At 62.6% G+C, this 23,931-nt stretch carries 22 protein-coding genes; 12 read left to right on the forward strand and 10 right to left on the reverse strand.

Annotation, left to right across the window (positions count from 1 at the left end; genetic code table 11):
* Position 1: 1 nt before the first annotated feature.
* The 3 genes from pgl to K3752_RS09045 all read right to left on the reverse strand — a co-directional run bounded on the left by pgl (position 2) and on the right by K3752_RS09045 (position 2,687).
* On the reverse strand, positions 2-673 hold the full coding sequence (gene pgl, locus K3752_RS09035) for a 6-phosphogluconolactonase (RefSeq protein ID WP_170592573.1): 672 nt from the start codon (positions 671-673) through the stop codon (positions 2-4).
* Positions 670-2,124, reverse strand: coding sequence for a glucose-6-phosphate dehydrogenase (zwf, locus tag K3752_RS09040; protein ID WP_260063044.1), 1,455 nt, complete (start codon positions 2,122-2,124; stop codon positions 670-672). Before zwf ends, pgl begins: the two co-directional genes overlap by 4 nt.
* A gap of 293 nt (positions 2,125-2,417) precedes the next feature.
* Positions 2,418-2,687, reverse strand: coding sequence for an usg protein (locus tag K3752_RS09045; protein WP_093962206.1), 270 nt, complete (start codon positions 2,685-2,687; stop codon positions 2,418-2,420).
* Between the two features lie 224 nt (positions 2,688-2,911).
* Between K3752_RS09045 and gyrA the strand changes: the two genes are divergently transcribed.
* The 3 genes from gyrA (at position 2,912) to K3752_RS09060 (ending at position 6,980) form a co-directional block, all read left to right on the forward strand.
* Positions 2,912-5,614 carry a DNA gyrase subunit A gene (gene gyrA / locus K3752_RS09050; RefSeq protein ID WP_170366759.1) on the forward strand — a complete coding sequence of 901 codons (2,703 nt, stop codon included), beginning with the start codon at positions 2,912-2,914 and terminating at the stop codon, positions 5,612-5,614.
* A 137-nt stretch (positions 5,615-5,751) separates the two neighbouring features.
* Complete coding sequence (locus K3752_RS09055; RefSeq protein WP_260063045.1) at positions 5,752-6,477, forward strand: helix-turn-helix transcriptional regulator; 726 nt, start codon at positions 5,752-5,754, stop codon at positions 6,475-6,477.
* A 56-nt stretch (positions 6,478-6,533) separates the two neighbouring features.
* Entirely contained in the window at positions 6,534-6,980 is a 447-nt protein-coding gene (locus K3752_RS09060) for a hypothetical protein (protein WP_260063046.1), read from the forward strand.
* 38 nt (positions 6,981-7,018) lie between these two features.
* On the opposite strand, the gene K3752_RS09065 is transcribed toward K3752_RS09060, so the two are convergent.
* Genes K3752_RS09065 through K3752_RS09075 form a run of 3 tightly spaced genes read right to left on the reverse strand, consistent with a single transcriptional unit; the run spans position 7,019 to position 10,442 of the window.
* Entirely contained in the window at positions 7,019-8,488 is a 1,470-nt protein-coding gene (locus tag K3752_RS09065) for a carboxypeptidase M32 (protein ID WP_260063047.1), read from the reverse strand.
* Between the two features lie 4 nt (positions 8,489-8,492).
* A complete protein-coding gene (ctaA, locus tag K3752_RS09070; protein ID WP_260063048.1) occupies positions 8,493-9,638 on the reverse strand; it encodes a heme A synthase in 1,146 nt (381 codons plus the stop codon).
* A gap of 60 nt (positions 9,639-9,698) precedes the next feature.
* Positions 9,699-10,442 (reverse strand): RNA methyltransferase, encoded by a 744-nt coding sequence (locus K3752_RS09075; protein ID WP_170580593.1) that lies wholly within the window; start codon positions 10,440-10,442, stop codon positions 9,699-9,701.
* A gap of 162 nt (positions 10,443-10,604) precedes the next feature.
* Here K3752_RS09075 and K3752_RS09080 point away from each other — a divergent pair, with 162 nt between their 5' ends.
* Positions 10,605-11,234: a thiamine phosphate synthase gene (locus tag K3752_RS09080; protein ID WP_260063049.1), complete on the forward strand. Its 630-nt coding sequence runs from the start codon at positions 10,605-10,607 to the stop codon at positions 11,232-11,234.
* Here K3752_RS09080 and K3752_RS09085 read toward each other — a convergent pair.
* Complete coding sequence (locus tag K3752_RS09085) at positions 11,231-12,367, reverse strand: HupE/UreJ family protein (protein ID WP_260063050.1); 1,137 nt, start codon at positions 12,365-12,367, stop codon at positions 11,231-11,233. The two genes, K3752_RS09080 and K3752_RS09085, sit on opposite strands and share 4 nt — an antisense overlap.
* 143 nt (positions 12,368-12,510) lie before the next feature.
* Between K3752_RS09085 and K3752_RS09090 the strand changes: the two genes are divergently transcribed.
* The 3 genes from K3752_RS09090 (at position 12,511) to K3752_RS09100 (ending at position 15,063) form a co-directional block, all read left to right on the forward strand.
* Positions 12,511-13,404 (forward strand): PfkB family carbohydrate kinase, encoded by an 894-nt coding sequence (locus tag K3752_RS09090; protein ID WP_260063051.1) that lies wholly within the window; start codon positions 12,511-12,513, stop codon positions 13,402-13,404.
* Positions 13,401-14,315, forward strand: coding sequence for a pseudouridine-5'-phosphate glycosidase (locus K3752_RS09095; RefSeq protein ID WP_260063052.1), 915 nt, complete (start codon positions 13,401-13,403; stop codon positions 14,313-14,315). Before K3752_RS09090 ends, K3752_RS09095 begins: the two co-directional genes overlap by 4 nt.
* Before the next feature lie 70 nt (positions 14,316-14,385).
* A complete protein-coding gene (locus K3752_RS09100; RefSeq protein ID WP_149774457.1) occupies positions 14,386-15,063 on the forward strand; it encodes a DUF502 domain-containing protein in 678 nt (225 codons plus the stop codon).
* Here the strand turns inward: K3752_RS09100 and K3752_RS09105 are convergent, their stop codons facing one another.
* The gene (locus K3752_RS09105; protein WP_260063053.1) at positions 15,064-16,092 is read right to left on the reverse strand and encodes a patatin-like phospholipase family protein; all 1,029 of its coding nucleotides are present in this window, start codon (positions 16,090-16,092) and stop codon (positions 15,064-15,066) included.
* 28 nt (positions 16,093-16,120) lie between these two features.
* A complete protein-coding gene (locus tag K3752_RS09110; protein ID WP_260063054.1) occupies positions 16,121-16,894 on the reverse strand; it encodes a 3-hydroxybutyrate dehydrogenase in 774 nt (257 codons plus the stop codon).
* A gap of 314 nt (positions 16,895-17,208) precedes the next feature.
* Between K3752_RS09110 and K3752_RS09115 the strand changes: the two genes are divergently transcribed.
* A complete protein-coding gene (locus tag K3752_RS09115) occupies positions 17,209-19,035 on the forward strand; it encodes an extracellular solute-binding protein (RefSeq protein ID WP_409233597.1) in 1,827 nt (608 codons plus the stop codon).
* A gap of 477 nt (positions 19,036-19,512) precedes the next feature.
* Positions 19,513-19,740, forward strand: a complete 228-nt coding sequence (locus K3752_RS09120) for a hypothetical protein (RefSeq protein WP_093962974.1) — start codon at positions 19,513-19,515, stop codon at positions 19,738-19,740.
* On the opposite strand, the gene K3752_RS09125 is transcribed toward K3752_RS09120, so the two are convergent.
* Complete coding sequence (locus K3752_RS09125) at positions 19,737-20,360, reverse strand: helix-turn-helix domain-containing protein (protein WP_093962221.1); 624 nt, start codon at positions 20,358-20,360, stop codon at positions 19,737-19,739. The two genes, K3752_RS09120 and K3752_RS09125, sit on opposite strands and share 4 nt — an antisense overlap.
* A gap of 65 nt (positions 20,361-20,425) precedes the next feature.
* Here K3752_RS09125 and K3752_RS09130 point away from each other — a divergent pair, with 65 nt between their 5' ends.
* The 3 genes from K3752_RS09130 (at position 20,426) to K3752_RS09140 (ending at position 23,884) form a co-directional block, all read left to right on the forward strand.
* Complete coding sequence (locus K3752_RS09130; protein ID WP_260063058.1) at positions 20,426-21,943, forward strand: class I adenylate-forming enzyme family protein; 1,518 nt, start codon at positions 20,426-20,428, stop codon at positions 21,941-21,943.
* Entirely contained in the window at positions 21,940-22,599 is a 660-nt protein-coding gene (locus tag K3752_RS09135) for a DsbA family oxidoreductase (RefSeq protein ID WP_170455442.1), read from the forward strand. The genes K3752_RS09130 and K3752_RS09135 overlap by 4 nt, the downstream gene beginning before the upstream one ends.
* Positions 22,600-22,675: 76 nt before the next feature.
* Complete coding sequence (locus K3752_RS09140) at positions 22,676-23,884, forward strand: multidrug effflux MFS transporter (protein ID WP_260063059.1); 1,209 nt, start codon at positions 22,676-22,678, stop codon at positions 23,882-23,884.
* The last annotated feature ends 47 nt before the right edge of the window (positions 23,885-23,931 follow it).

The following is a 23,931-nucleotide window of genomic DNA, read 5'->3' on the forward strand; positions in this document are numbered from 1 at the left end:
ATCAATCCGCCCAGTGTACCGTCATTCCATCCAAGACTGCCGCAATTGGCGCCTCTTCGGGCGGCAGGCTCATGGCACGCTCAAGCGCTGCGCGCTTTTTTTCACCATAGATGACCAGGTGTTTGGACAGGGCACCATCCAGAACCGGACCCGTCAGAGTGATGCGCGACTCGGGCTGCGTCTGCGGGCGAGCAACGGCCAATGCCGGTGCGTTGCTGGCCAATGCCTGCGCCAGCCCCTCCATCCCCGGAAACAACGAGGCCGTATGCATGTCGTCGCCCATTCCAAGAACCAGCACCGCCAACGGGCGCAGCGGCTCGATCAGAGCTTCGATTTGGGGCAGAACCTCTTCGGGCGCCTTGCCGGGAATATAGAGCGGGACATAGTCCGCCGCCGCCGCCCGGTTGGTCAGAAGACGGTCGCGGATCAAGCGTTCGTTCGACCGGTCACTGTCCGCCGGGACGCAGCGTTCGTCGGTGGGCAGCACACGGACACGCTCCCACTCAAGATCCGCGGCGCACAGGCTGTCGAAGATCGGTCCGGGCGTGGTGCCGCCGGGAACCGCAAAAGCCACGACATCGTTGTGCAGCAGCGCGGCCTCCAACTCTCCGGCCAGAACGTTGGCAACATCAATGGCCAGCATGTCCCTGTCGGCATATTCCTGAATCTTCATGGCTTGATCCCTTGCCAATGGCGACCGTCGCGATTCATCAGCAGTTCGGCGTCGCCGGGACCGGTACTGCCGCTGTCATAGGGTTTTGGCACGTCGCCGCGCGCCTGCCACCCCGCAATGATAGGGTCGGTCCAGGCCCAGGCGGCCTCGACCTCGTCTCCGCGCATGAACAGGGTTTGGTTGCCCCGGATCACGTCCATCACCAAACGCTCATAAGCATCCGGCGCTTCCTGGTTTTCGGGCCCGAGCGCTTCGGCAAAGCTCATGTCCAACGGAACGTCGATCAAACGCATTCCGCCCTGCCCCGGCTCTTTGATCGTGACTTTCAGCGTTATGCCTTCGTTCGGCTGCAGCCGGATCGACAGCGTGTTGGCATGCCGCCCGGCCTCGGCCCCGAAGATCGAATGCGGGGCGTCCTTGAAGATGACGTTGATCACCGAGGACCGCGCCACCAACCGCTTGCCGGTGCGCAGGTAGAATGGTGTACCCGCCCACCGCCAATTGCTGACATGCGCCCGAAGCGCAACATAGCTTTCGGTGGTCGAGCGCGGATTGCCCACCGCTTCGCGGTAGCCCGGCCCGTCGGGACCACCCGAATACTGCCCACGCACGATGTGGTGCGGCTGCACCGGGTCCAGCGCGCGGATTACCTTGAGCTTTTCATCGCGCACGGCGTCCGAATCGAACTTGGCGGGCGGTTCCATCGCGATCAGGCACAACAGCTGCATCAGGTGGTTCTGCACCATGTCGCGCATGGCCCCGGCGCGCTCGTAATATTCTTCGCGCCCATCCACGCCGACTGTCTCGGCGACGGTGATCTGGATATGGTCGACATACTGGCTGTTCCACAGCGGCTCGAACAGCATGTTGCCAAACCGGACGGCCATCAGGTTCTGGACGGTTTCCTTGCCCAGATAATGATCGATCCGGTAGACTTGGTTTTCGCTGAAATACGAGGCCAGCGTGGCATTCAATGCCCGCGCGCTGTCCAGGTCGTGACCGAACGGCTTTTCGACGACGATCCTCGTCTGCTCGTTAGCCAGACCGTGCTGGCGGATTTTCTCCGCCAACGGGGCGAACAATCCGGGTCCGACCGAGAAATAGAAGGCGCGGATCCGCGAATCCGTCAACTGACCTGAAAGGTTTTTCCACCCATCATCAGAGCTGGCATCCAACCGCAGATACTGCAGCCGGTTCAGGAACCCATCAAGGTTGCCGGGATCCGACGCTTGACGAGGTGCGTGCTGGGCCAGCGACTCGGCCACGATCGCACGATAGCCCGCCTGATCATGTGCGGACCTTGCTGCGGCGATTATCCGAACATCGTCATTCCACTGTCCCGCGCAATAACGGCGAAACAAGGCAGGCAAAATCTTGCGCTGCGCCAGATCCCCGGTGCCACCAAAAATGACCAGATCAAATGGGTCGACGGGTATAACGCGAGAAACCATGAGCCGTCCTTAACGCGCCAGCGCCGGCATGTCCAATGTTAGCGCAATCATATCGTGGACTTTCTCTGGTTTTCCAATCTGTACCAATCGTGTGCGCCTCACCGGACCGCCACCGAAACGCATAAGAATATTCAACCGCTCAGCGCGTCCACCGTCAACGGATTGCCAAGATCTGGTTGTGTTTTGAAATTATGAGAGTGAGTAACCTGCGCCGAAACGCAGGTCGGCATTCCTTCGATGATCCATCGGCCGGATCAAGGCGCATTGGCCTTGAGCGCAACCGGGCCGAAACACTAGTTCAGCCGGTATTCTCCGACGACATTTCGCCATTCTCCGGGCGCGATCATCTTGCGGTGGGTAAAGCGCACCGAATGCAGCGGACCTTCGATTTCGCGCTGCCAGAACTCGATGAAATTGAACAGCTTGGGATGATCCGGCGCCAAGTCGTAATCCTGCCAGATGAACGTGTTCAGAACATGGATGTAATCCGGCATGCGATAGAAGATTTCAGCCGTTGTCAGGCCATACCCCTTCAGCATCAATTCAGTTTCGTTTTTCTCCATTCAGACCTCCAGATTTCCTCAAAGGTCCCATCAGGGTAACATGATTCCTTTTCAATCCGTATTAAAACAATGTGTTACCCGAAAAACACCGCGGTTTCAGGCCACTTCCGGGTTGCTTGCTTGCACCCTATGTGCCGGGTCTGATAAGATGCATCCACAAGATATAGACCCAGCACAAAAAACGGGCAGTTTACGTGAGCGATACGCCAGAAATCCCCGAAAACATGGATGAAACCCCGCCCGAGCGCCCGGTTTACGACGGCCCGACGGTATCCATCGAATCCGAGATGCGGACGTCCTATCTGGACTATGCGATGTCGGTCATCGTGTCCCGTGCGATCCCCGATCTGCGCGACGGCTTGAAACCGGTGCATCGGCGCATCCTCTATGCGATGCACGAGACCGGGAACACCCACGACAAAGCTTACCGCAAATCGGCCCGTCCCGTGGGCGATGTGATGGGTAAATACCACCCGCACGGTGACAGCGCGATCTATGACGCGCTGGTGCGGATGGCGCAGGATTTCTCGATGTCGCTGCCGCTGCTGGACGGTCAGGGCAACTTCGGCTCGATGGACGGCGACAACCCGGCGGCCATGCGCTACACCGAGGTCCGCATGGACAAGCCCGCCGCCGCTCTGCTGGCGGATATCGAGAAAGAGACGGTAGATTTCCAGGACAACTACGACGGCAAGGACAAGGAACCCACCGTCCTGCCCGCGCGGTTCCCCAACATGCTGGTCAACGGCGCCGGCGGCATCGCGGTGGGTATGGCCACCAACATCCCGCCGCACAACCTCGGCGAAGTGGTCGACGCGACGCTGGCGCTGATCGACGATCCGGACCTGACCAGCGAACAGCTGATCGAATACATCCCCGGCCCCGATTTCCCCACTGGCGGCGTGATGCTGGGCCGGTCCGGTGCGCGCAAGGCCTATCTGGAGGGCCGTGGCAGCGTCATCATCCGCGCCAAAACCCGCGTCGAGGAGCTGCGCAAGGACCGCTATGCCATCATCGTGGACGAGATCCCCTATCAGGTGAACAAGGCCTCGATGATCGAGAAGATCGCCGAAGCCGTGCGTGAAAAGCGCATCGAAGGCGTCAGCCACGTTCAGGACGAATCTGACCGCAACGGCGTGCGGGTGGTGGTCGAGCTGAAGCGCGACGCAACGCCCGAGGTGGTGCTGAACCAACTTTACCGGTTCACGCCGATGCAGACCTCATTCGGCTGCAACATGCTGGCGCTGAATGGCGGTCGCCCCGAGCAGCTGACCCTGCGCCGGTTCCTGACCAGCTTCATCGACTTCCGCGAAGATGTCGTTGCCCGCCGCACTGCATACGACCTGCGCAAGGCACGGGAACGCAGCCATATCCTGTGCGGTCTGGCCGTAGCGGTCTCGAACGTGGACGAGGTCGTTGCCACGATCCGGTCCTCGGCCGACGCGGCAGAGGCGCGCGAAAAGCTGATGACCCGCCGCTGGCCCGCAGCCGAGATCGAAAGCTATCTGCGGCTGATCGACGATCCGCTGTCAAAGATGAACGACGACGGCACCTACAACCTGACCGAGGTTCAGGCCCGCGCGATCCTTGATCTGCGCCTGCAACGCCTGACCCAGATTGGTGTCAAAGAGGTCACGGACGAGCTGGAAGACCTGGCCGCCAAGATCAAGGAATACCTGGACATTCTGTCCTCGCGCGAGCGCATCATGAGCATCATCGCCGACGAGCTGCGCGAGGTTCGAGAGCAGTTCGCAGTGCCGCGCCGCACTGAAATCGTCGACTGGTCCGGCGATATGGAAGACGAGGACCTGATCGAACGCGAGGACATGGTCGTCACCGTGACCTCGGGCGGCTACATCAAGCGTACGCCGCTGGCCGACTTCCGCGCGCAGAAGCGCGGCGGCAAGGGTCTGTCGGGGATGCAGACCAAGGAAGAGGACGTCGTAACCAATCTGTTCGTGGCGAACACGCATACGCAACTGCTGTTCTTCACCACCGATGGGATGGTCTACAAGCTCAAGACATGGCGCTTGCCTCAATCTGGGCGCACCGGCAAGGGCAAGGCCATCGTCAACATCCTGCCGATTCCCACGGGTGTTTCGATTGCGGCGATCATGCCGGTCGATGTGCCGGATGAAGAATGGGAAAACCTGCAGATCGTCTTCGCCACCAGTGCCGGCGATGTGCGCCGAAACGCGCTGAGCGATTTCACCAACGTCAAGCGCAACGGCAAGATCGCGATGGATCTGCCCGAGGGTGTGGAACTGGTCAACGCGCGCATCTGTTCCGAGGATGACGACGTGATGCTGGTCACCAACTCCGGCCGGGCAATCCGCTTCCCGACCACTGCCGTGCGCGTGTTCAAGGGCCGCAAGTCGACCGGTGTGCGCGGCATCAAGCTGACGAATGGCGATCGGGTCGTCTCGATGTCCGTCATTCGCCACTTCGAGGCCACGGCAGACGAACGCGCCGCCTACCTGAAGATGCGCCGCCTGATGGCAGGCGTCACCGAAGAGACCGAAACCGACGAAGACGAAGGCAACGCAGACAGCATCCTGCCGCAGGAACGCTATGCCGAGATGTCGGCGGCCGAAAACCTGATCCTGACCATCACGGCCGGCGGGTCGGGCAAGCTCAGCTCGTCGCATGACTACCCGGTGCGCGGCCGCGGTGGAATGGGCGTGATGGCGATGGACAAGGCGATGCGGGGCGGCCCGCTGGTGGCCTCGTTCCCCGTCGAAATCGACGACCAGATCATGCTGGCTACGTCCAAGGGGCAGTCGATCCGGGTTCCGGTCGACGGTATCTCGTTCCGGTCCCGCAGCGCGGGCGGGGTCAAGGTGTTCAACACCGGCAAAGGCGAGGAAGTCGTCAGCGTCGCCTGGATCGCAGACCAGGGTGACGAGGAAGACGATAGCGAAACGTAAGGATGGCCGCCTCTGATCGGCGGCTCTCATTTCAACGACGAGGGGCGGCTCTGCAACAGCAGCCGCTCCTTTTCGTTTCGGCGGATGTCGAAGCGTTCTTTCTGGGGGCAAGCCGGGTTTTGCGGTAGGCTCATCCAATGAGACCCGAACCCAGACTGGACATCATCGGCGCCGCCCTCGCCGACCCAACCCGCGCGCGCATCCTGTGCGAACTGATGGACGGGCGGGCGTTCACCAACAAAGAGTTGTCCTGCGCTGCCAATATAACGCCGCCAACTGCGACCTCCCATCTCAAGCAGTTGGAGCGGGCCGGCCTGACCACCTCGATACGCAGCGGCCGGCATGTCTATCACCGGATCGCAAACGCACAGGTCGCATCGGTTTTGGAAACGCTGTCCACGCTAACCCCCAGCGATCATGTCCGGCGAGCCGCGAAACCGGACTCGGGCGTCCTGTTGGCCCGTTGCTGCTATAACCATCTTGCCGGGCGTCTCGGTGTGTGGATCACGGACAACCTGCTGGATACGGGTGTTCTGCAACTGGCACATGGGGCTCTGGCGCCGGGTCCGCGATATCACGCGTTTCTGACCGATCTCGACCTTGCCCCACCGCGGGTCAACGCCCACAGGCCGATCGCCAAATTCTGTCTGGACTGGACGGAACGCCGCCATCACATCTCAGGACCCTTGGGAATCGCGATTCTGGAAAAAGCTCTGAAAGACAAATGGTTGACGCGCCAAAGGTCCAGTCGCGCCCTGACCATCACGCCGGACGGCAAGATCGCACTGACTCGCCATTTCGGCTTGTCGGACTCCTTGCTCGATTGCCTCGGGCCGTCAGTTCGGTCGATGGCGAAGCGATAAATCACACTTGAGGTGCAAACCCGGTCATTCTGACGTTGCTTGGTTAGGAGACTGGAATGACCCAAAAACCACAGGACACCGAACGATATCTGACAGACGAAGGTTGGCGCGTGATCGTTCAGGTCCCCGAGGACCGCGCGCAGGCGGTGATTGATGCTGTTCTGGCCGAAGCCAACCTGGTTTACGGGGATTATGATCACGTCACCTTCCTGTCGACGCCCGGAACGCAGAGCTTTCGGTCACTCGGGACCGGACGCAATGCCGTCACCTGCGACACGGTGGATGTTCCCTGCGTCGAAGTCTCGTTCTTTCTGGATAGGTCGGACGGCGTGCGTTCGACCGTGCTGCGCGCAATCTACGCGGCCCATCCCTATGAAGAACCGGTGATCTTTCTGCACCCGTGTTTTCGAACGCTGCACATCCGCGGGCAGGATGAAGACAACCCGAACCGGTTCTGGAACCGGCCTCCGGAAGACTGGGTGCCTGATGCACACCGCAGCTAGATGACCCCCATCATACCCATAGCGGTCATCTTTCCAGATCAAAGGCCGTAGAGCGTGCCGAATTTGTCTTCGAGATAAGCCAACAACGGCTCGGGTCCGGGCTCAATGCCGCTGGCGCGGCGGATGACGTCGCGTGGGGCATACAGACCGCCATGCTGCTGAACATGCTCGCGCAGCCATCCGGTTGCCGCGGAGGTATCGCCTTGCGCCAATTGATCATCCAGACTTGGAACTGCCGCCCGTAGAGCCTGATACAGACAGCCTGCGTACACATTGCCCAGCGAATAGGTCGGGAAGTAGCCAAACAGGCCAACCGACCAGTGCACGTCCTGCAAACACCCGTTCGACGGCTTGTCGACCGCATAGCCGAAATCGGCATGGAAGCGGTCGTTCCACGCGGCCTCGAGGTCCTTCACCTGCAGTTCGCCCGACATAAGTGCGCGCTCCAGATCGAACCGCAGCATTACGTGCAGATTGTACTGAACCTCGTCCGCTTCGGTTCGGATGTATCCGTTGTGCACCCGGTTTACGGCGGCATAGAAGGCATCTTCATCTGCTATGCCGAAATCACCGAAGGTGTCCGTCATCTGCCGGAACAGCCAGCCCGTGAAGGCGCGCGAGCGGCCCAGCTGATTTTCATAGATGCGGCTCTGGCTTTCATGAACGCCCATTGACACGCCCTGGCCCAGCGGTGTCAGCGCGTAGGCCGGGTCGATGCCCTGCTCATAGCAGGCGTGCCCGACCTCATGGATGGTCGAATAGAAACAGTTGAACGGGTCGGTTTCGCTGGTCCGGGTGGTGACGCGCACGTCGTCGCCGCTGCCCGAACAGAACGGGTGTACGGCCTTGTCCACCCGCCCCCGGTTCAAGTCGTACCCGAAAGTCTCCGCCAGCTTTTGCGTCAGCTTCATCTGGGCCGTTTCGTCAAACGTTCCGGTCACTCCCGCGGGGGACGGCCGGTCAAGAACCGCGGAGCGCAGCGCAACCAGACGCGGACGCAGGGCGTCGAAGATGTCGGCGATCTGGGCAGCGGTCGTGTAGGGCTCGTAATCCTCGACCAGAGCGTCATAGACATCGCCGCCCTGCGCCAGAGCCGCCCCTTCCTCGCGCCGCAGAGCCACGACTTCCTCCAAAACCGGAAGAAACGCGGCAACATCCTCGTCGGCGCGGGCCTGTGCCCACTTACCCTGCGCGGCCGATGTCACGCGGGCGATGGCCGTGGCCAGATCAGCGGGCACCTTGACCGTGCGCTCGTATGTGCGACGGATTTCGCGCAACTGCGCCTGACCGACCTCAGTGTCGGCATGGGCGTTTTCCAACCACTCGGCCACGCGCGGATCCGAACGGCGCGCATGTAGGACGGCTTCGATCGCGGCCATCTCCTCGGCGCGCTGGTTGGCGGCCCCGCGCGGCATGACAGTCTCCTGGTCCCAGCCCAGACGCCCGGCGATCTGTGCCAGTGCCGAGGTTTCCCGCTGAAAGGCCATCAGGTCGTTGAATGCAGTCATTGGGTCAAGCTCCGCGCAGCGAGGTTGCAATGGGATAAGCGGTCAGGAACCGGGCGCGCAGGATCAGGGTCCAGACGACCACGGCCATGAACTGGTGGAAGATGGCGATCTGCCAGGGCGCGCCATAGACCACGGTGAGGATGCCCACGATCACCTGCAGCGAAAGCGCCGCGAACATGGCGTTGAAGGCGAACCGAGTCTGCGGGTGGGCGCTGCTGCTGCCGCGCCGCCAGACGAAAATGGCGAAGGCGAACAGTGCATAGCCTACGCAGCGGTGGATGAACTGCACCAGTCCCGGACTTTCGAAGAAATTGCGCCACATCGGGTCAAGCGCGGTAGCGTCCGGCGGCAGCAGTTGCCCGCCGATCAGCGGCCAGTCGGTATAGGACCGGCCGGCGTCGATGCCCGCCACCAATGCGCCGATCAGGATCTGCAGAAAGGCAAAGTGCAGCAGCCCGGTCGACAGCGAAAACAGCCGCGCCTCTTTGGCGCGACGGGCCTGCATCAGGTCGCGTTCCTCGCGCCCCAGCATGAAGATGTACCAGGCCAGAAAGCCCAGGATCACGAACGCAAGGCCAAGATGGGTGGCTAGGCGATAACTGGCAACTGCGGTCATCCCCTCGCCCTGCGTCACGCCCGAGGCCACCATCCACCAACCGACGGCGCCTTGAACGCCGCCCAACAGTCCGGGGATCGCAAGGCGCCCGGTCCAGCCTGCGGGGATCTTGCGCAACACCAGAAAGCCAAAGAACCCAAGCGCCCAGACCAGGCCGATCACACGGCCCAGCTGCCGATGACCCCATTCCCACCAGTAGATGGTCTTGAAGTCATCCAACTCCATCCACTGGTTCATGATGCGCCACTGGTCGATCTGTTTGTACTTGTCGAACTCGGCCTGCCAGTCCGCCTCGGACATCGGCGGGATCGCTCCGGTGACCGGTCGCCATTCGGTGATGGACAGGCCGCTGTCGGTCAGGCGGGTCAGCCCACCCACCGCGATCATCACGACGACAAGCGCGAACAAGATCATCAGCCAGATACGGATGGCCTTGCGTGCACCGCCCCGGCCGCGGTCGATCATGCCGGGCTGGACCGTTTCCTGCTTTTGTTCACCCGAGACTTCTTCGAAGATGCTGCGCTTGCCGCTCATGCCGTCCTCATGTCCTTGATTTTCCCGCAAGCTAGGGCCAGTGCCCGCGAAGGTCCAGCCTCAGCCCTTGTCCTTCCAGCGGACCATCTGACGCATGATCCCGTGCAGCATCTGCACATCGGCCCGCGTCATCTGCATGCGCGACCACAGGTTGCGCAGGTTTACCTTCATCCCTTCGGCCTTTTCCGGCGGGTAGAAGAACCCGGCCTCGTCCAGCCGCTGCTCATAATGCTCGACCAGTTTCTCGACCTCGATGCCGGTGGCCCAGTCGCCTTTGCCCAGATCGGTGGCCTCGTGCACCACGTCGCCGGTCTGGCGCATCCACTCATAGGCGGTCAGCAACACGCACTGCCCCAGGTTCAGCGAGGCGTATTCGGGGTTCACCGGCACCGAGATGATCGCATTGGCCTTGGCGATGTCTTCATTCTCCAAACCGGCCCGCTCAGGCCCGAACAACACGGCCACCTTTTCGCCCGCCGCCACCTTTTGGGCCGCGATCTGCATGGCACGCTCGGGGCTGTAGACGGGTTTGGTCAGGCCACGCTGACGGGCGGTGGTGGCGAAAACGTATGTGCGGTCGCCCAACGCGCCGGCCAGATCGTCGAACAGTTGCGCCTCGTCCAGCAGACGCCCGGCGCCGCTCGACATGGCCACGGCCTTGGGGTTGGGCCAGCCGTCGCGCGGGGCGACGATGCGCATCCGGTCCAGGCCGAAATTCCACATCGCCCGGGCCGCGGCACCGATGTTTTCGCCCATCTGCGGGCGGACAAGCACGAATGAGGGCTGGGGTCTGTCGCTGGGCATTCTGATCTCCGAAAGTTGCGCCTGCCATACTGCCGCCGTTGGCACAGGGCAAGCCCGGCCGCCCTGCCCGATTGCAAATCACGCGGTCTGCGGGCAATAAAGTTTGCTTCGCCGTCGCAATCGGCTAAACCGCGCCAAAGACCAACCGCGAAGGATCCGCCAATGGACACCCCCGAGCAGCCTCAGATCTATCTGATCACCCCGCCGACCATCGACCCGGCCACCTTTCCCGACCGGCTGGCCCGCGTTCTGGACGGGACCGAGATCGCCTGCATCCGGCTGGCGCTGGCCGGCAGCGACGAGGACGCCATCGCCCGCGCGGCCGACGCCTGCCGCGAGGTGGCCCATGCGCGTGACGTGGCGCTGGTGATATCGAACCATGTCCTGCTGGCGCAACGGCTGGGGCTGGACGGGGTGCATCTGGACGATGCAGCCCGCTCGGTCCGGGCCGCGCGCAAAGAGCTGGGGGCGGATGCCATCGTCGGCAGTTTCTGCGGAACCTCGCGCCATGATGGGATGACCGCGGGCGAAGCCGGCGCTGACTATGTGGCCTTTGGGCCCGTGGGGGACGTGTCCTTGGGCAAAGGAACCCGCGCCGAGCGTGATCTGTTCCAATGGTGGTCCGAGATGATCGAGGTTCCGGTTGTCGCCGAAGGCGGCCTGACGCCGGATTTGATTGCCGAACTGGCTGAATGTACCGACTTCTTCGGTATCGGAGACGAGATCTGGGCCGCAGAGGACCCGGTAAGCACCCTGAACACGCTGATCGCGCCGATGAAAACCGGCGGTTAGGACATAACCGCCCAGTACAGCCCCAAGCCCGCCAACAACAGCGAGGCGACTGTGGAGATACGGCCGCGCAGCCTGGGCGAATCCGGCAAGAGCACGGTCAGGGTGGCGAGGATCAGGATCGCGACTCCGCTCAGCGCCAACAGGATGCCAGCTGCAAAACCCAGCACCGCCGGCGCGACATGATGCGGCGGCACACCCAGGCGCGACGATGCTTCTGACAGGGTCAGGCCAAGAACTGCACCGGTCGCCAAAAGGAACAGCACGCGCCAGACCCCCAACCGGGCGGTGACGAGGTTCCAAAGCGCCAACAAGGCGATGGCCGCCGGCACGACCGGCCACGGCAGGAACGGGCTCGCATTCAACACGTCGAACATCACAAGCGGCAGCGTCACCAGAACGCCCAGCCCCAGCGCGGCAAGTTGAACAAGGACCGAGCGCAACTTCAGTGACAAGAAAACCAGCACCGAGGCCAGCGCCAGAAGCTGTGCCCCCGCGCCCGCGACATGCAGCAGCCCGGCCCGAAAAAAAGCCTCGGCCGCTTGCTGCGCCCCCAGCCCGGCCCCGCCTGCCAAGGGAATGCGAGGACTGACCTCGCCGCCGCTCAGAAACCCGGTATAAGGCGCCTCGACCCCTTGCTGGCGCAAGACCACGGGGCCGATTCCTTCAGGCCAGGTCAGGCGCAGACTGCTTGCATCGGGCGGCAGAGGACCGGCCAACAGCACTCGGGAAATCCGCGGCACGTCCGGGTTGCCGACCACTGGAATACTTGCGCCTTCATAGGACAATGCAACCGGCCCGTTCACGTCGATCTGCAAGGATTGCTTCCAATCCGTTACAAAATCGTGGACGTGTTCCTCAAGCTCGGACGAGACAAGCCGGCGCAGCTGTGCGTAACGCGCGCTCCCGCCGTCGCCGCCCTGCGCGACTTCTTGCGGATCGAACCCGGCCAGAACGGCCTCGGCGTTCATGGCGATTTCGACCAGAAGCCGACCGTCCCGGACCTGAAAGTCAACGATTATCCGTCCGCTTTGTTGCGCCCATGCAGGCATTGCCAAAAAAATAAATGCCAGCAATGGCGCAATGATCCAGGCGCGAAACCTCAGGAAGGTCAGCAAACGGATATTGAGACCCATCCGAAAAAATCCAAAAGAACCAAAAAACACTGTGTCCGAGTGTTTCGTCCTTCCAAACAATTGGCAAGCCAAATCGCCGACGTGGACCCAGCCCGCGCAGCTTCCGGCTTGCGCGCGCCCTGCGCCTGCGGCATGACGAGGAAATGACTCAGAACAGCGACATCCTGTGCATCGGATCCGTCCTGTGGGACGTGATCGGACGATCCGCCAGCCACATGCGGCAAGGGTCGGACGTGCCCGGCCGCATCACGCGCCTGCCCGGTGGCGTGGCGATGAACATCGCCATGACCCTTGTGCGCTTTGGCATGACCCCAACCCTGCTGACCGCCATCGGCAGCGACCCCGAGGGCGACGAGCTGGTTCACGCCTGCAAGCGGCTGGGCATGGACACGACCCATATCTATCGCTCGCAGGACCTGCCCACCGACCGGTACATGGCGGTCGAAGGCGCAAACGGCCTGATCGCCGCCATCGCCGACGCCCATTCGCTGGAGGCCGCCGGTGCCAAGATCCTGCGCCCGTTGATCCATGGCCCGCTGGGCTATGAAAACACCCCGTTCGAAGGGCAGATCGCGCTGGACGGCAACCTGACGCTGGACCTTCTGGAAGAAATCGCCGTCAGCCCGGCCTTCGCCCGCGCCGACCTGCGCGTGGCCCCGGCCTCGCCCGGCAAGGCCGAACGGCTGTCGCCCTTCCTCAAGCACGGCCGGGCCACGCTGTATGTGAACCTCGAAGAAGCCGGGCTGTTGTGCCAGCGCGAGTTCGCCGACTCCGAATCCGCTGCCCGAGCGCTGCTGGACCGGGGCGCGTTGCGTGCGCTGGTGACCGACGGGGGCAACTCGGCCACCGTGGCCAGTGCCCAGGCGGTGATCACCCAGAAACCCCCGTCGGTTCTGGTCACGCGCGTGACCGGGGCGGGCGACACGTTCATGGCGGCCCATATCGCCGCCGAAGCCAATGGCGCCAGCATCGACGAGGCGCTGACCCGCGCTCTGCATGCCGCCGCAACCTATGTATCCGGAGAGACCCCCCTGTGATCGACATCCAGTATTCCGCCGAAGTGCGCGCGGCCAAGGACGACGGAACCCCCATCGTTGCCCTGGAAAGCACCATCATCACCCACGGCATGCCCTACCCGCAGAACATCGAGGTGGCGGCCCAGGTCGAGCAGGACATCCGCGATGCGGGCGCCGTTCCGGCCACGATCGCGGTGATCGACGGTCGGCTGCATGTAGGTCTGGAACCCGATCAGCTGAAGGATCTGGGACAGGCGCAGGGCGTGGCCAAGATCTCGCGCGCGGATATGGCGGCCTGCATCGCTTCGGGCGGGACCGGGGCCACCACCGTTGCCGCCACGATGATCGCCGCCCATTTCGCGGGGATCGAGGTCTTTGCCACCGGCGGCATCGGCGGGGTGCATCGCGGCGCGGAAACCAGCTTTGACATCTCGGCCGACCTGCACGAGCTGGCGCAGACCCCGGTCACGGTCGTGGCCGCCGGGGCCAAGGCCATCCTCGATCTGGCCAAAACGCTCGAAGTGCTTGAGACACTGGGCGTGCCGGTCATCGCCCATGGGCAGGATGAATTCCCGGCCTTCTGGTCGGCCAAGTCGCCTTTTGCCGCGCCCTTGCGGATGGACACGGCCGAGCAGATCGCCAAGGCCCATGCGACGCGCCGCGCTCTGGGTCTGCCCGGGGGGCAACTGGTCGCCAACCCGATCCCGCTGGCCGATCAGATCCCGTCCCAGGAACTGGACCCGATCATCGCCTCGGCCCAGCAGGACGCCGAAGCGCATCGCATCACCGGCAAGGCCGTCACGCCCTATCTTCTGCAACGCATCTACGAGCGGACCGAGGGCCGATCCCTGATCGCCAACATCGCCCTGGTGCGCAACAATGCGCGCCTTGCGGCTGGCATAGCCAAGGCATTGAAGGCTCAGGCTGACTAAGCGTCAAACGGACCTATTGTACCAAGGCGCCGGACTGATTAACTAGTCCGGCAAACCGCTCGGAACCGCGATGAACACACCGTTTGATGAAGAACCCCACCGCCGCCCCGGCCTGCTGTCGCGGCTACGCGCGTCGTTTCTGACGGGTATCGTCGTCATCGCACCGGTCTGGCTGACGCTGTGGCTGATCCTGTCGGTAGTCGGCTGGATCGACAGCGCGGTCCTGCCCCTGATCCCGCACCAGTTCCGGCCCGAACAATATGTGGGCATCAACCTGCGCGGCGTGGGCGTCCTGTTCTTCCTGATCTTCACGGTTCTGGTCGGCTGGATCGCCAAAGGTATCCTAGGCCGGTCACTGATCCATTTTGCCGAAAGCCTGGTCAACCGGATGCCCGTCGTCCGGTCGATCTATTCCGGGATCAAGCAGATCTCGGAAACCGTCTTTGCCCAGACCGAGCGGTCGTTCGAGAAGGCCTGCCTGGTCCAGTATCCTCGCCGGGGCATCTGGGCCATCGGCTTCGTCTCGACCGAGGCAAAGGGCGAGATCAACAAACGCGCCGAAACCGGCGGCGGCCTGCTGAGCGTGTTCATCCCAACCACGCCGAACCCAACCTCGGGTTTTCTGCTGTTCTTCCCCGAGGAAGACGTGATCCTGCTGGACATGACGATCGAGGATGCCGCCAAACTGGTGATCTCGGCCGGGCTGGTCTATCCGAACCAGAAAGACCCCACGCAGCCGCCCGAGTGATCAGCCGAACATCGCGGGCAGATCAACGGAGCTTCGCGCACCCAGATCGGGTTTGTGATCGGCCAGAAACCGGTCGGCCGCGGCCCGTCCCGCCTGTTTCAGGCTGTGCAGAACCACCGGGTTGGGCACTGTCTTGGTCGCCACCGACAGGCTGTTCATCAGCGCGTCATCGGCGATCATGTGCACGAAGACCCGGCTCATTTCACCCGCCTTCAGCTTGCCCTTGGCCAACAGGCGCTGCACGAAGTTGATCGCCCGCAGCTCGCGCAGAAGGGAAGAATTGAAGCTGATCTCGTTGATCCGGTTCTGAATCTGCTGCGGGGTCTTGGGAACCTCGTCGCGCTCCAGCGGGTTGATGTTCACGATCACAACATCTTCGGGCAGGCCCGCGTTGAACAGCGGAAACAGCGCCGGGTTGCCGGTATAGCCGCCATCCCAATAGGCTTCGGTCCGGTCGGTTTCGGGGTCGTGGATTTCAACCGCCTGGAACAGGTTCGGCAGGCAGGCCGAGGCGAGAATCGCGTCAGTCGTCACCTCATCGCCCGTGAAAACACGGATCTTGCCGCTGCGCACACAGGTGGCGCAGACGAACAGGCGTGGCCCCTGATCGGCGCAGACCTCGCCAAAATCAAACGCCTCGACCACCGGGGCCAGCGGATTGCGGTAGAACGGCCCATAGGCATAGGGCGACACCATACGCGACCAGGTATCAGCCACCGAGAACGGTAAGGAATACTCCATCGCCTGCGCGATCTGGGCGGGTTCCATCCCGGCCAGCCAGTTGGCGATGCGCATGTCGCCCACCGCGCCCATCCTCTCCCACAGGGCGTTCAGGGTTTCACGCGCGCCATCGCGACCGGCATGGACCATCCCGGCCTTGAACGCGGCCCCGTTCAGCGCCCCGGCCGAGGTTCCGGTGATCGCCGCAACCTCAATGTCTTCGTCGTCCAGCAGACGGTCCAGCACGCCCCAGGTAAATGCGCCATGCGCGCCGCCGCCCTGCAGGGCAAGATTGATGCGCTTTACCATGTCCGCCGGCCCCGGCGCGCGCCGCGGATCACAAGGCGGTCCAGCCGCCGTCGACCGAGATCGTGGTGCCGGTGATCTGGGCCGCGGCGTCCGAGCACAGGAACACGGTGGTTCCACCCAGCTGTTCGACGGTCGCGAACTCTTTCGAGGGCTGCCGTTCGAGCATGACGTTCTTGATCACGTCCTCGCGGCTCATGTTGTATTCCTTCATCGTGTCGGGGATCTGCGCCTCGACCAGCGGCGTCAGCACATAGCCCGGACAGATGGCGTTGCAGGTGATCGGCTCCTGCGCGGTTTCCAGCGCAACGGTCTTGGTCATGCCGACAACCCCGTGCTTGGCCGCCACATAAGCCGCCTTGTAGGGTGATGCAGTCAGCCCATGCGCCGAGGCAATGTTGACGATCCGCCCCCACCCGGCCTTGCGCATCATCGGAAGCGCCGCCGCCATCGTGTGAAAGGCCGAGTTCATGTTGATGGCGATGATCGCGTCCCATTTCTCGACCGGGAACTGGTCGATCGGGGCGACGTGCTGAATGCCTGCATTGTTGACCATGATATCGCAGGCTCCGGCCTGTTCGATCAGCGCCCGGCATTCCTCACCCTTGGACATGTCGGCCTTGATGTAGCGCGCCTTGGTTCCGGTCTCCTTGCTGATCTCGGCCGCCAGCGCGTGATCTTCATCGCGGTCGGTGAACGAGTTCAGAACCACGTCGGCCCCCGCCTTGGCCAATTCGCGCGCGATGCCCAACCCGATGCCCGAGTTCGATCCGGTGATGATTGCTGTTTTTCCCGACAGGTTCATTTTGGGTCTCCCACAGACTCATGATTTGGAGACACAGTGCCATGCTGCACCTGCAAAATAAACGGGGAATGACCCTGGGTCGGAACCCGTCGATTTCGGGGCGGGAAACTCGGGCCTCAAGGCAGAAAAAAACGCCCGCACGAAGCGGGCGTTAAGTTATTGAGGCAGGTTTCATACAGGCAAGAAACCTATCGAGCAGTGGAACCTTTATAAGCAATTCCGCGCCGTCATCCAAGCTAAAAGTTTGATAATAAGAAAAATCATCGGTACGGTGAATCCCAACAAAATAAGGCCAGAGCAGGATTGTTTCCAAAATGAGCCCCGATATTCTCCGTCCCATCCGCCCGTTTATCGCGGGAATCGCTGCCTCGGTTGTCGCCACGTTAGCGCAAGCAGAATCGACCCATGGCATAGCTATGTATGGAGACCCGGCCCTACCACCGGATTTTGTGTCGCTGCCTTATGCCAACCCCGACGCGCCCAAGGGCGGCAATGTCGTGTTCGGCAATACCGGCGGCTATAACAGTCTCAACCCGTTTGTGCAAAAAGGCACCGCCCCTTGGCAGCTGAGATTTTGGACCCACGAGGGGTTGATGGGCCGTTCGTGGGACGAACCTTTCACTCTTTACGGGCTTTTGGCCGAATCAATCGACACCGCGCCGGACCGATCCTGGGTCGAATTCACCCTGCGTGAGACTGCCCGATTCTCTGACGGATCGCCGGTCACGGTTGACGATGTGATCTGGTCTTACGAGACCCTCGGAACGCAGGGGCATCTGCGCTATCGCGGTCTGTGGGCCAAGATCGACAGTATTCAGCAGACCGGACCACGCTCGGTCCGGATCATCTTCAACGAGCCAGACCGCGAGCTGGCCCTGATCGCAGGGCTGCGGCCGATCCTCAAGAAAGCCCAATGGGAGGGCAAGGATTTCGCCGAGGCATCCCTGCAAGATGTCCCGATTGGCACCGGCCCCTATGTCATCGATGACTACGAGGCCGGACGTTTCGTGAACCTCAAACGCAATCCGGATTATTGGGGCAACGATGTCCCGTTCCGCCGGGGTACCATGAATTTCGACGAGATGCGGTTGGAGTTCTACGGCGACCAGACGGTTCTGTTCGAGGCCTTCAAGGCTGGCGCTCTGTCGGCCGTCCGCGAGTTCAACGCCGACAAATGGGCCACGCAATACGATTTCCCGGCAGTTCAGCGCGGCGACGTCATCAAAACCGAGATCCCACATAAAAAGCCCTCGGGCATGACAGGTTTGGTCATGAACACGCGCAAAGCGCCTTTTGACGATTGGCGCGTGCGCGAGGCGCTGACGCTTGCGTTCAATTTTGAATTCATCAACGGCACGATCACTGGCGGTGCTCAGCCTCGGATCACCTCGTATTTCTCGGGGTCTGAACTGGCGATGCAGCCTGGCCCGGCAACCGGCCGGGTGGCTGAGATGTTGCAACCCTACGCGGCTGATTTGCCGCCGGGAACTCTGGAAGGATATGTTCTGCCCGAGGGCGACGACTCGGTTCGCAACCGAAAGGACATCCGCAAGGCCGCTGATCTGCTGGAGCAAGCCGGATGGACAATCCAGGACGGCGTGCTGAAGAACGCAGCGGGAGAGCCGCTCAAGATAACCCTGGTCATCAGTCAGGGAAGCTTGAATGTGGTTCAGAACGTGGATGCGATCGCCGAGATGTATGCCCGCGCGCTGGAACGACTGGGGATCGAGCTGACCGTCGACAAGGTGGATGACGCACAATACACCCAGCGGGTGTCCGAGCTGGATTTCGACATGACCCCGTTCCGCCGCGCACTGTCGCTGTCGCCGGGCAACGAACAACGCCTCTACTGGGGCAGCGAAGGCGCGGATGCCTCGGGGACACGCAACCTGATGGGGGTCACCTCTCCGGCGGTGGATGGGCTGATCGATGCGATGCTGGCCTCGGAAAGCCGTGAGGATTTCGTGGCCGCCACCCGCGCGTTGGACAGGGTTCTGACCGCCGGGCGGTATGTCATTCCGATCTGGAGCTTTGACGTTGGCCGCATTGCCCATGTGAAGGAAATGAAGCATCCTCAGATCTTGCCAATCTACGGCGACGGACCGCAGTTCATGCCCGATGTCTGGTGGTACGAGGAGTAGCAGGCAACCGGCAGGGGCTTGAGCCCCGGCCCATTTCAAGTGATGCGCTTGGCGCGGATCGGACGCCGCGCGAGCGTCGGCAATTTTCGGCACATGTGACCAAACACCAAAAGGCGATCGAACAAATCCGCTGGCCGCTATTTCTAGAGCATTTGACTACTTTTTGCGGGTGGAACGCTTGTTACCACGATATCTCGCAATCCAAGTGAGGATCGACGCAACGGACACCTGCACCGAAAACAGATTTCTTAGATAGAACAAAGCCCTGTATTCGGCGCAGTCCAGAGTGCGAGCATTTGAACGATCGCCAAAACCGACAGTGAGTGGGAAAACGGGCCGAGCACGGCGTGAAAAACCGCTTTGATTTTCCAGCACCCCGACCTGCGACATTTTGTCATGTCTTCGCACGGGCTGCGCGCTCCGTACGCTGGTCTGGGGAAGAGCAGTCCTGAAACCCGAACCACGGAAGGCTCGCAGATGTTGAACTGGACTGATTTGACACAAGACTGGAGCGCGTCCTACGCACGTGCCAAGCGCCGTTTTCCGAACCTGCGCGATCAGGATATGGCGCGCGTGAGGACGGACAGGAAACGCTTTGAGGCCTATCTGGCCGAGCGGCACCACCTGACGGTGAACGAGGCCCATGAAGAGGTCGAGGATTTCCTTTACACCGAAGGCCTGAACCGCGAGCTTGCCCGGCGTTAGGCCAGCGACGTGACCCACAGGATGGTTGCATCCTCATCGCTTACCGAGATCACGTTGTGCCCCATGCTGCCGTCGTAATAGGCGCTGTCGCCCCGACGCATCTCAACCGGTTCATAAAACTCGGTGTACAGGCGGATCACGCCGGTCAGCACATACAGGAATTCTTCGCCATCGTGACGCACCCAGCCGTCGAACTCGTCCATTGACCGGGCGCGCACGCGGGCCCGATAGGGCAGCATCTGCTTCTTGGTCAGCGTTTCGGCCAGCAACTCGTGCTCGTAGGTCGTTGTGGCGTGCGCGGTGCCTTCGCCCATCTTGGTCACCGCCATGCGACCGATCACTTGATCCCGCTCGGGCGGGGTGAACAACTGCGGTACAGAGATTTCGAGACCGATCGCCAGCTTCTTGAGCGCGTCATAGGTCGGCGACATTTGGCCATTCTCGATCTTGCTGAGCGTGGACCGGGCCAACCCGGCCTGGTTCGCCGCCTGCTCGAGGGTCCATTTCCGCGCCTTGCGCAGTTCACGCACGCGGGCACCCAGATCCACCGGTTCCAGCTCGGTGCGGGAACCGTTGTCGCGGGCGATGCGTACGATGGATTTGTGGTCTTTGCTCGTCATGCGTCATTCTATAGGGCCAGCGCCGCGCGCTTGCAACGCGTGACAAAGGGCAATAGCCAAGGCGCATGTTGTCGATCTTCGATCAGGGGCCGCCGCCGCCCTGCCCTACGCCGTTCAACCTGGCCGCCCATGTGCTGCGCCGCGCCGATGCCACGCCCGACAAGGTGGCTCTGTCCGTGCTGCACCCTGACGGTTCGGACGACTGGACCTATGCACAGCTGAAATCCGCGGTCCTGGGCACCGGAACCGGGCTGCTGCGTGCGGGCCTGGTGCCCGGCGACATCGTGCTGATGCGCCTGGGCAATACGGTCGATTTTCCCATCGCCTATCTGGGGGCGATCGCGGTCGGGCTGATCCCGGTTCCGACATCCTCGCAACTGACCGAGCCGGAAACGGAACGGATGATCCGGGAACTGTCTCCAGCCGCCATTCTGCGCGATCCGTCCGTGACCTGCGCCGCACACCCCAACCAGATCGGCCTGGCCGAGCTTGCCGCCATGCGCGACCTGCCGCCCGCGTCGTTCGACATGGGCGATCCGGAACGCATGGCCTATGTCGTCTATACCTCGGGCACCTCGGGCAAACCGCGCGCCGTGGCCCATGCGCATCGCGCGATCTGGGCACGGCAGATGATGGTCGATGGCTGGTACGGCCTGCGCGAGGCTGACCGCCTGTGCCACGCGGGCGCGTTCAACTGGACCTACACGCTGGGCACCGGCCTGATGGACCCGTGGACCATCGGCGCCACAGCGCTGATCCCCGAACCCGGAACCGACCCGGCCGCCCTGCCCGGGTTGCTGCGCCGCCACCGCGCCTCGATCTTTGCGGCCGCCCCCGGTGTGTACCGAAAGATGCTGAACGCGGCGGACACGCTGCCTCTGCCCGATCTGCGCCACGGCCTGAGCGCCGGCGAGAAACTGTCGCGCGCCCTGCACGAACGCTGGGTACAGGCCACCGGGACCGAGCTGTACGAGGCCTACGGCATGTCGGAATGCTCGACCTTCATCTCATCCAGCCCGTCCCACCCCGCGCGCGGCGATGCGCTGGGACGGCCGCAACCGGGGCGCCGCGTGGCGATCCTGGGGCCCGACGGGCCGGTTCCGCAGGGGCAGGAAGGCACCATCGCCATTCACCGCTCGGACCCGGGGCTGATGCTGACCTATCTCAACGCCCCGGACGAGGCCCGCGCGCGCATGCAGGGCGACTGGTTCCTGACCGGCGATCAGGGCGCGATGGCCGTGGATGGGCAGATCACCTATCTGGGGCGAGACGACGACATGATGAACGCAGGCGGATACCGGGTGTCCCCGGTCGAGGTCGAATCCGTCCTGTCGCGCTTTCCCGGAATCTCTCAGGTCGGCGCGGCGGCGGTCGAGGTCAAACCGGACACTTTCGTGATCGCCGCCTTCTATTCCGGGCCGGAAAAACTGGACGAAACCGCCCTGCGCGCTTATGTCGAGGCCAACCTGGCGCGCTACAAGCAACCCCGCGCCTTCATCCATCTTCCCGAACTGCCCACCGGGGGCAACGGAAAACTCCTGCGCCGCGCATTGCCGGCCTATTTCAAGGCACCCGAAGAATGACCCAGACCGTTAAGCTTGATATCCTGTCCGACCCGATCTGCCCGTGGTGCTATATCGGCAAGACCAACCTGGACAAGGCCCTGGCCTCGGCCCCGGACCATCCCTTCGTGATCGAATGGCATCCGTTCCAGCTGAACCCCGACATGCCCGAAGGCGGCATGGACCGGCGCGAATACCTGGAACGCAAATTCGGTGGCAAGGAGGGTGCGGTTCGCGCCTATGCGCCGGTGGTGGAGCATGCCGAAAAGGCCGGCCTGAACATCGATTTCGAGGCCATGAAACGCACCCCGAACACGCTGGACGCCCATCGCCTGATCCATTGGGCAGGGATCGAGGGCAAGCAGAACCAGGTGGTGGATGCGCTGTTCACTGCGTATTTCGTGCAGGGCCGCGACATCGGCGACCACGAGGTTTTGGCCGACATCGCCGACAGCGTGGGCATGGACGCCGCAGTTGTTCTGAAGCTGCTGAAATCCGACGCCGACCGGGACGACATTCGCCAGCGGGATACGCACTCGCGTGAAATGGGCGTGAACTCGGTCCCCACCTTCATCGTCGCCAACCAGCACGCGGTCCCTGGGGCGCAACCACCGGAATTGTGGGCGCAAGTGATCGGCGAAATCATGTCTCAGCTTGAGCCTTCCTCTGCAGAATAGCACAGAGTTCTGTGCGCGATTGCACCTAGTCCACCTTGCCCTGTCGTGTTAGCGCGTTGGGGCAAGGAGTCCCCGCATGGCTGACCGTATTTCCAAGGCCGAATTCATCGCGCTGATCGCGATGATGTTTGCCACCATCGCATTTTCGATTGATTCAATGCTGCCTGCCCTGCCCGAGATCGGCGCGCAGCTCAGCCCTGATGACGTGAACCGGGCGCAGTTGATCCTGACCAGCTTTGTTCTGGGAATGGGGATCGGCACGTTCTTCACCGGCCCGATCTCGGATGCGGTCGGACGCAGGCCGGTGATCTTCGCCGGAGCAGCAGTCTATATTCTGGCATCGGCCGTGGCCTGGGCCAGTTCGTCGCTGGAGCTGGTTCTGGCCGCCCGGGTGGTTCAGGGGCTGGGGGCCGCAGGCCCGCGTGTCGTGGCCATGGCCATCATCCGCGATCTGTTCTCGGGCCGGGAAATGGCGCGGATCGTGTCCATCGCGATGATGATCTTCACTCTGGTGCCCGCCATCGCGCCCATGGCCGGTGCCGCCGTGATCGCCTTCGCCGGTTGGCGCGGCGTGTTCATGTCGTTCATCCTGTTTGCGTTGGTCATCATTGTCTGGATGGGGTTCCGACTGCCGGAATCGCTCGCGCCGGAAAACCGCCGCCCGTTCCGCCTGCCGCTGATGGTCGATGCGGTGAAAGAGATGTTCGCCCATCCCACCGTGCGCCTGTCGATCTTTGTCCAGACCCTGTGCATGGGCATGTTGTTCACCATGCTGACCATGGTGCAGCCGGTCTATGACGTGATCCACGACCGCGCCGACAGCTTCCCCTTCTGGTTCGGGTTCGTGGCGCTGATGTCCGGCTCGGCCAGCCTGCTCAACGCGGCCGTCGTGGTGCGCGTCGGTATGCGCCGGATGGTGACTTGGGCGCTGGCCGGACAGATCCTGATCACCTCGTTGGTGATTGCCCTGAACATGTCGAACCTGTCGTCGCAGGCCTCGTTTGCGCTGTTCGTGTTCTGGCAGACCACGGTCTTTTTCATGGCCGGCGTCACCATGGGCAACCTGAATGCCATCGCGATGGAGCCGATGGGCCATATCGCCGGCATGGCGGCCTCGGTCATCGGGTCGATCTCGACCGTGCTGGCCGCCGCGATCGCCGCACCGGTGGGGCTGCTGTTCGACGGTACACTGGGGCCGCTGAGCATCGGCATTCTGATCATGTGCGTGCTGGCCTTCGGGCTGATGGTCCACATGGGCCGGATCGAAGACCGCGTCCCCGCCTGACCTGTGCAGCGCACCCGAACTGCGCTAGGCTCGCCGCAGTCAGGGAG

The organism is Ruegeria sp. B32 (genome assembly GCF_025141855.1).
GTDB lineage: Bacteria > Pseudomonadota > Alphaproteobacteria > Rhodobacterales > Rhodobacteraceae > Ruegeria > Ruegeria arenilitoris.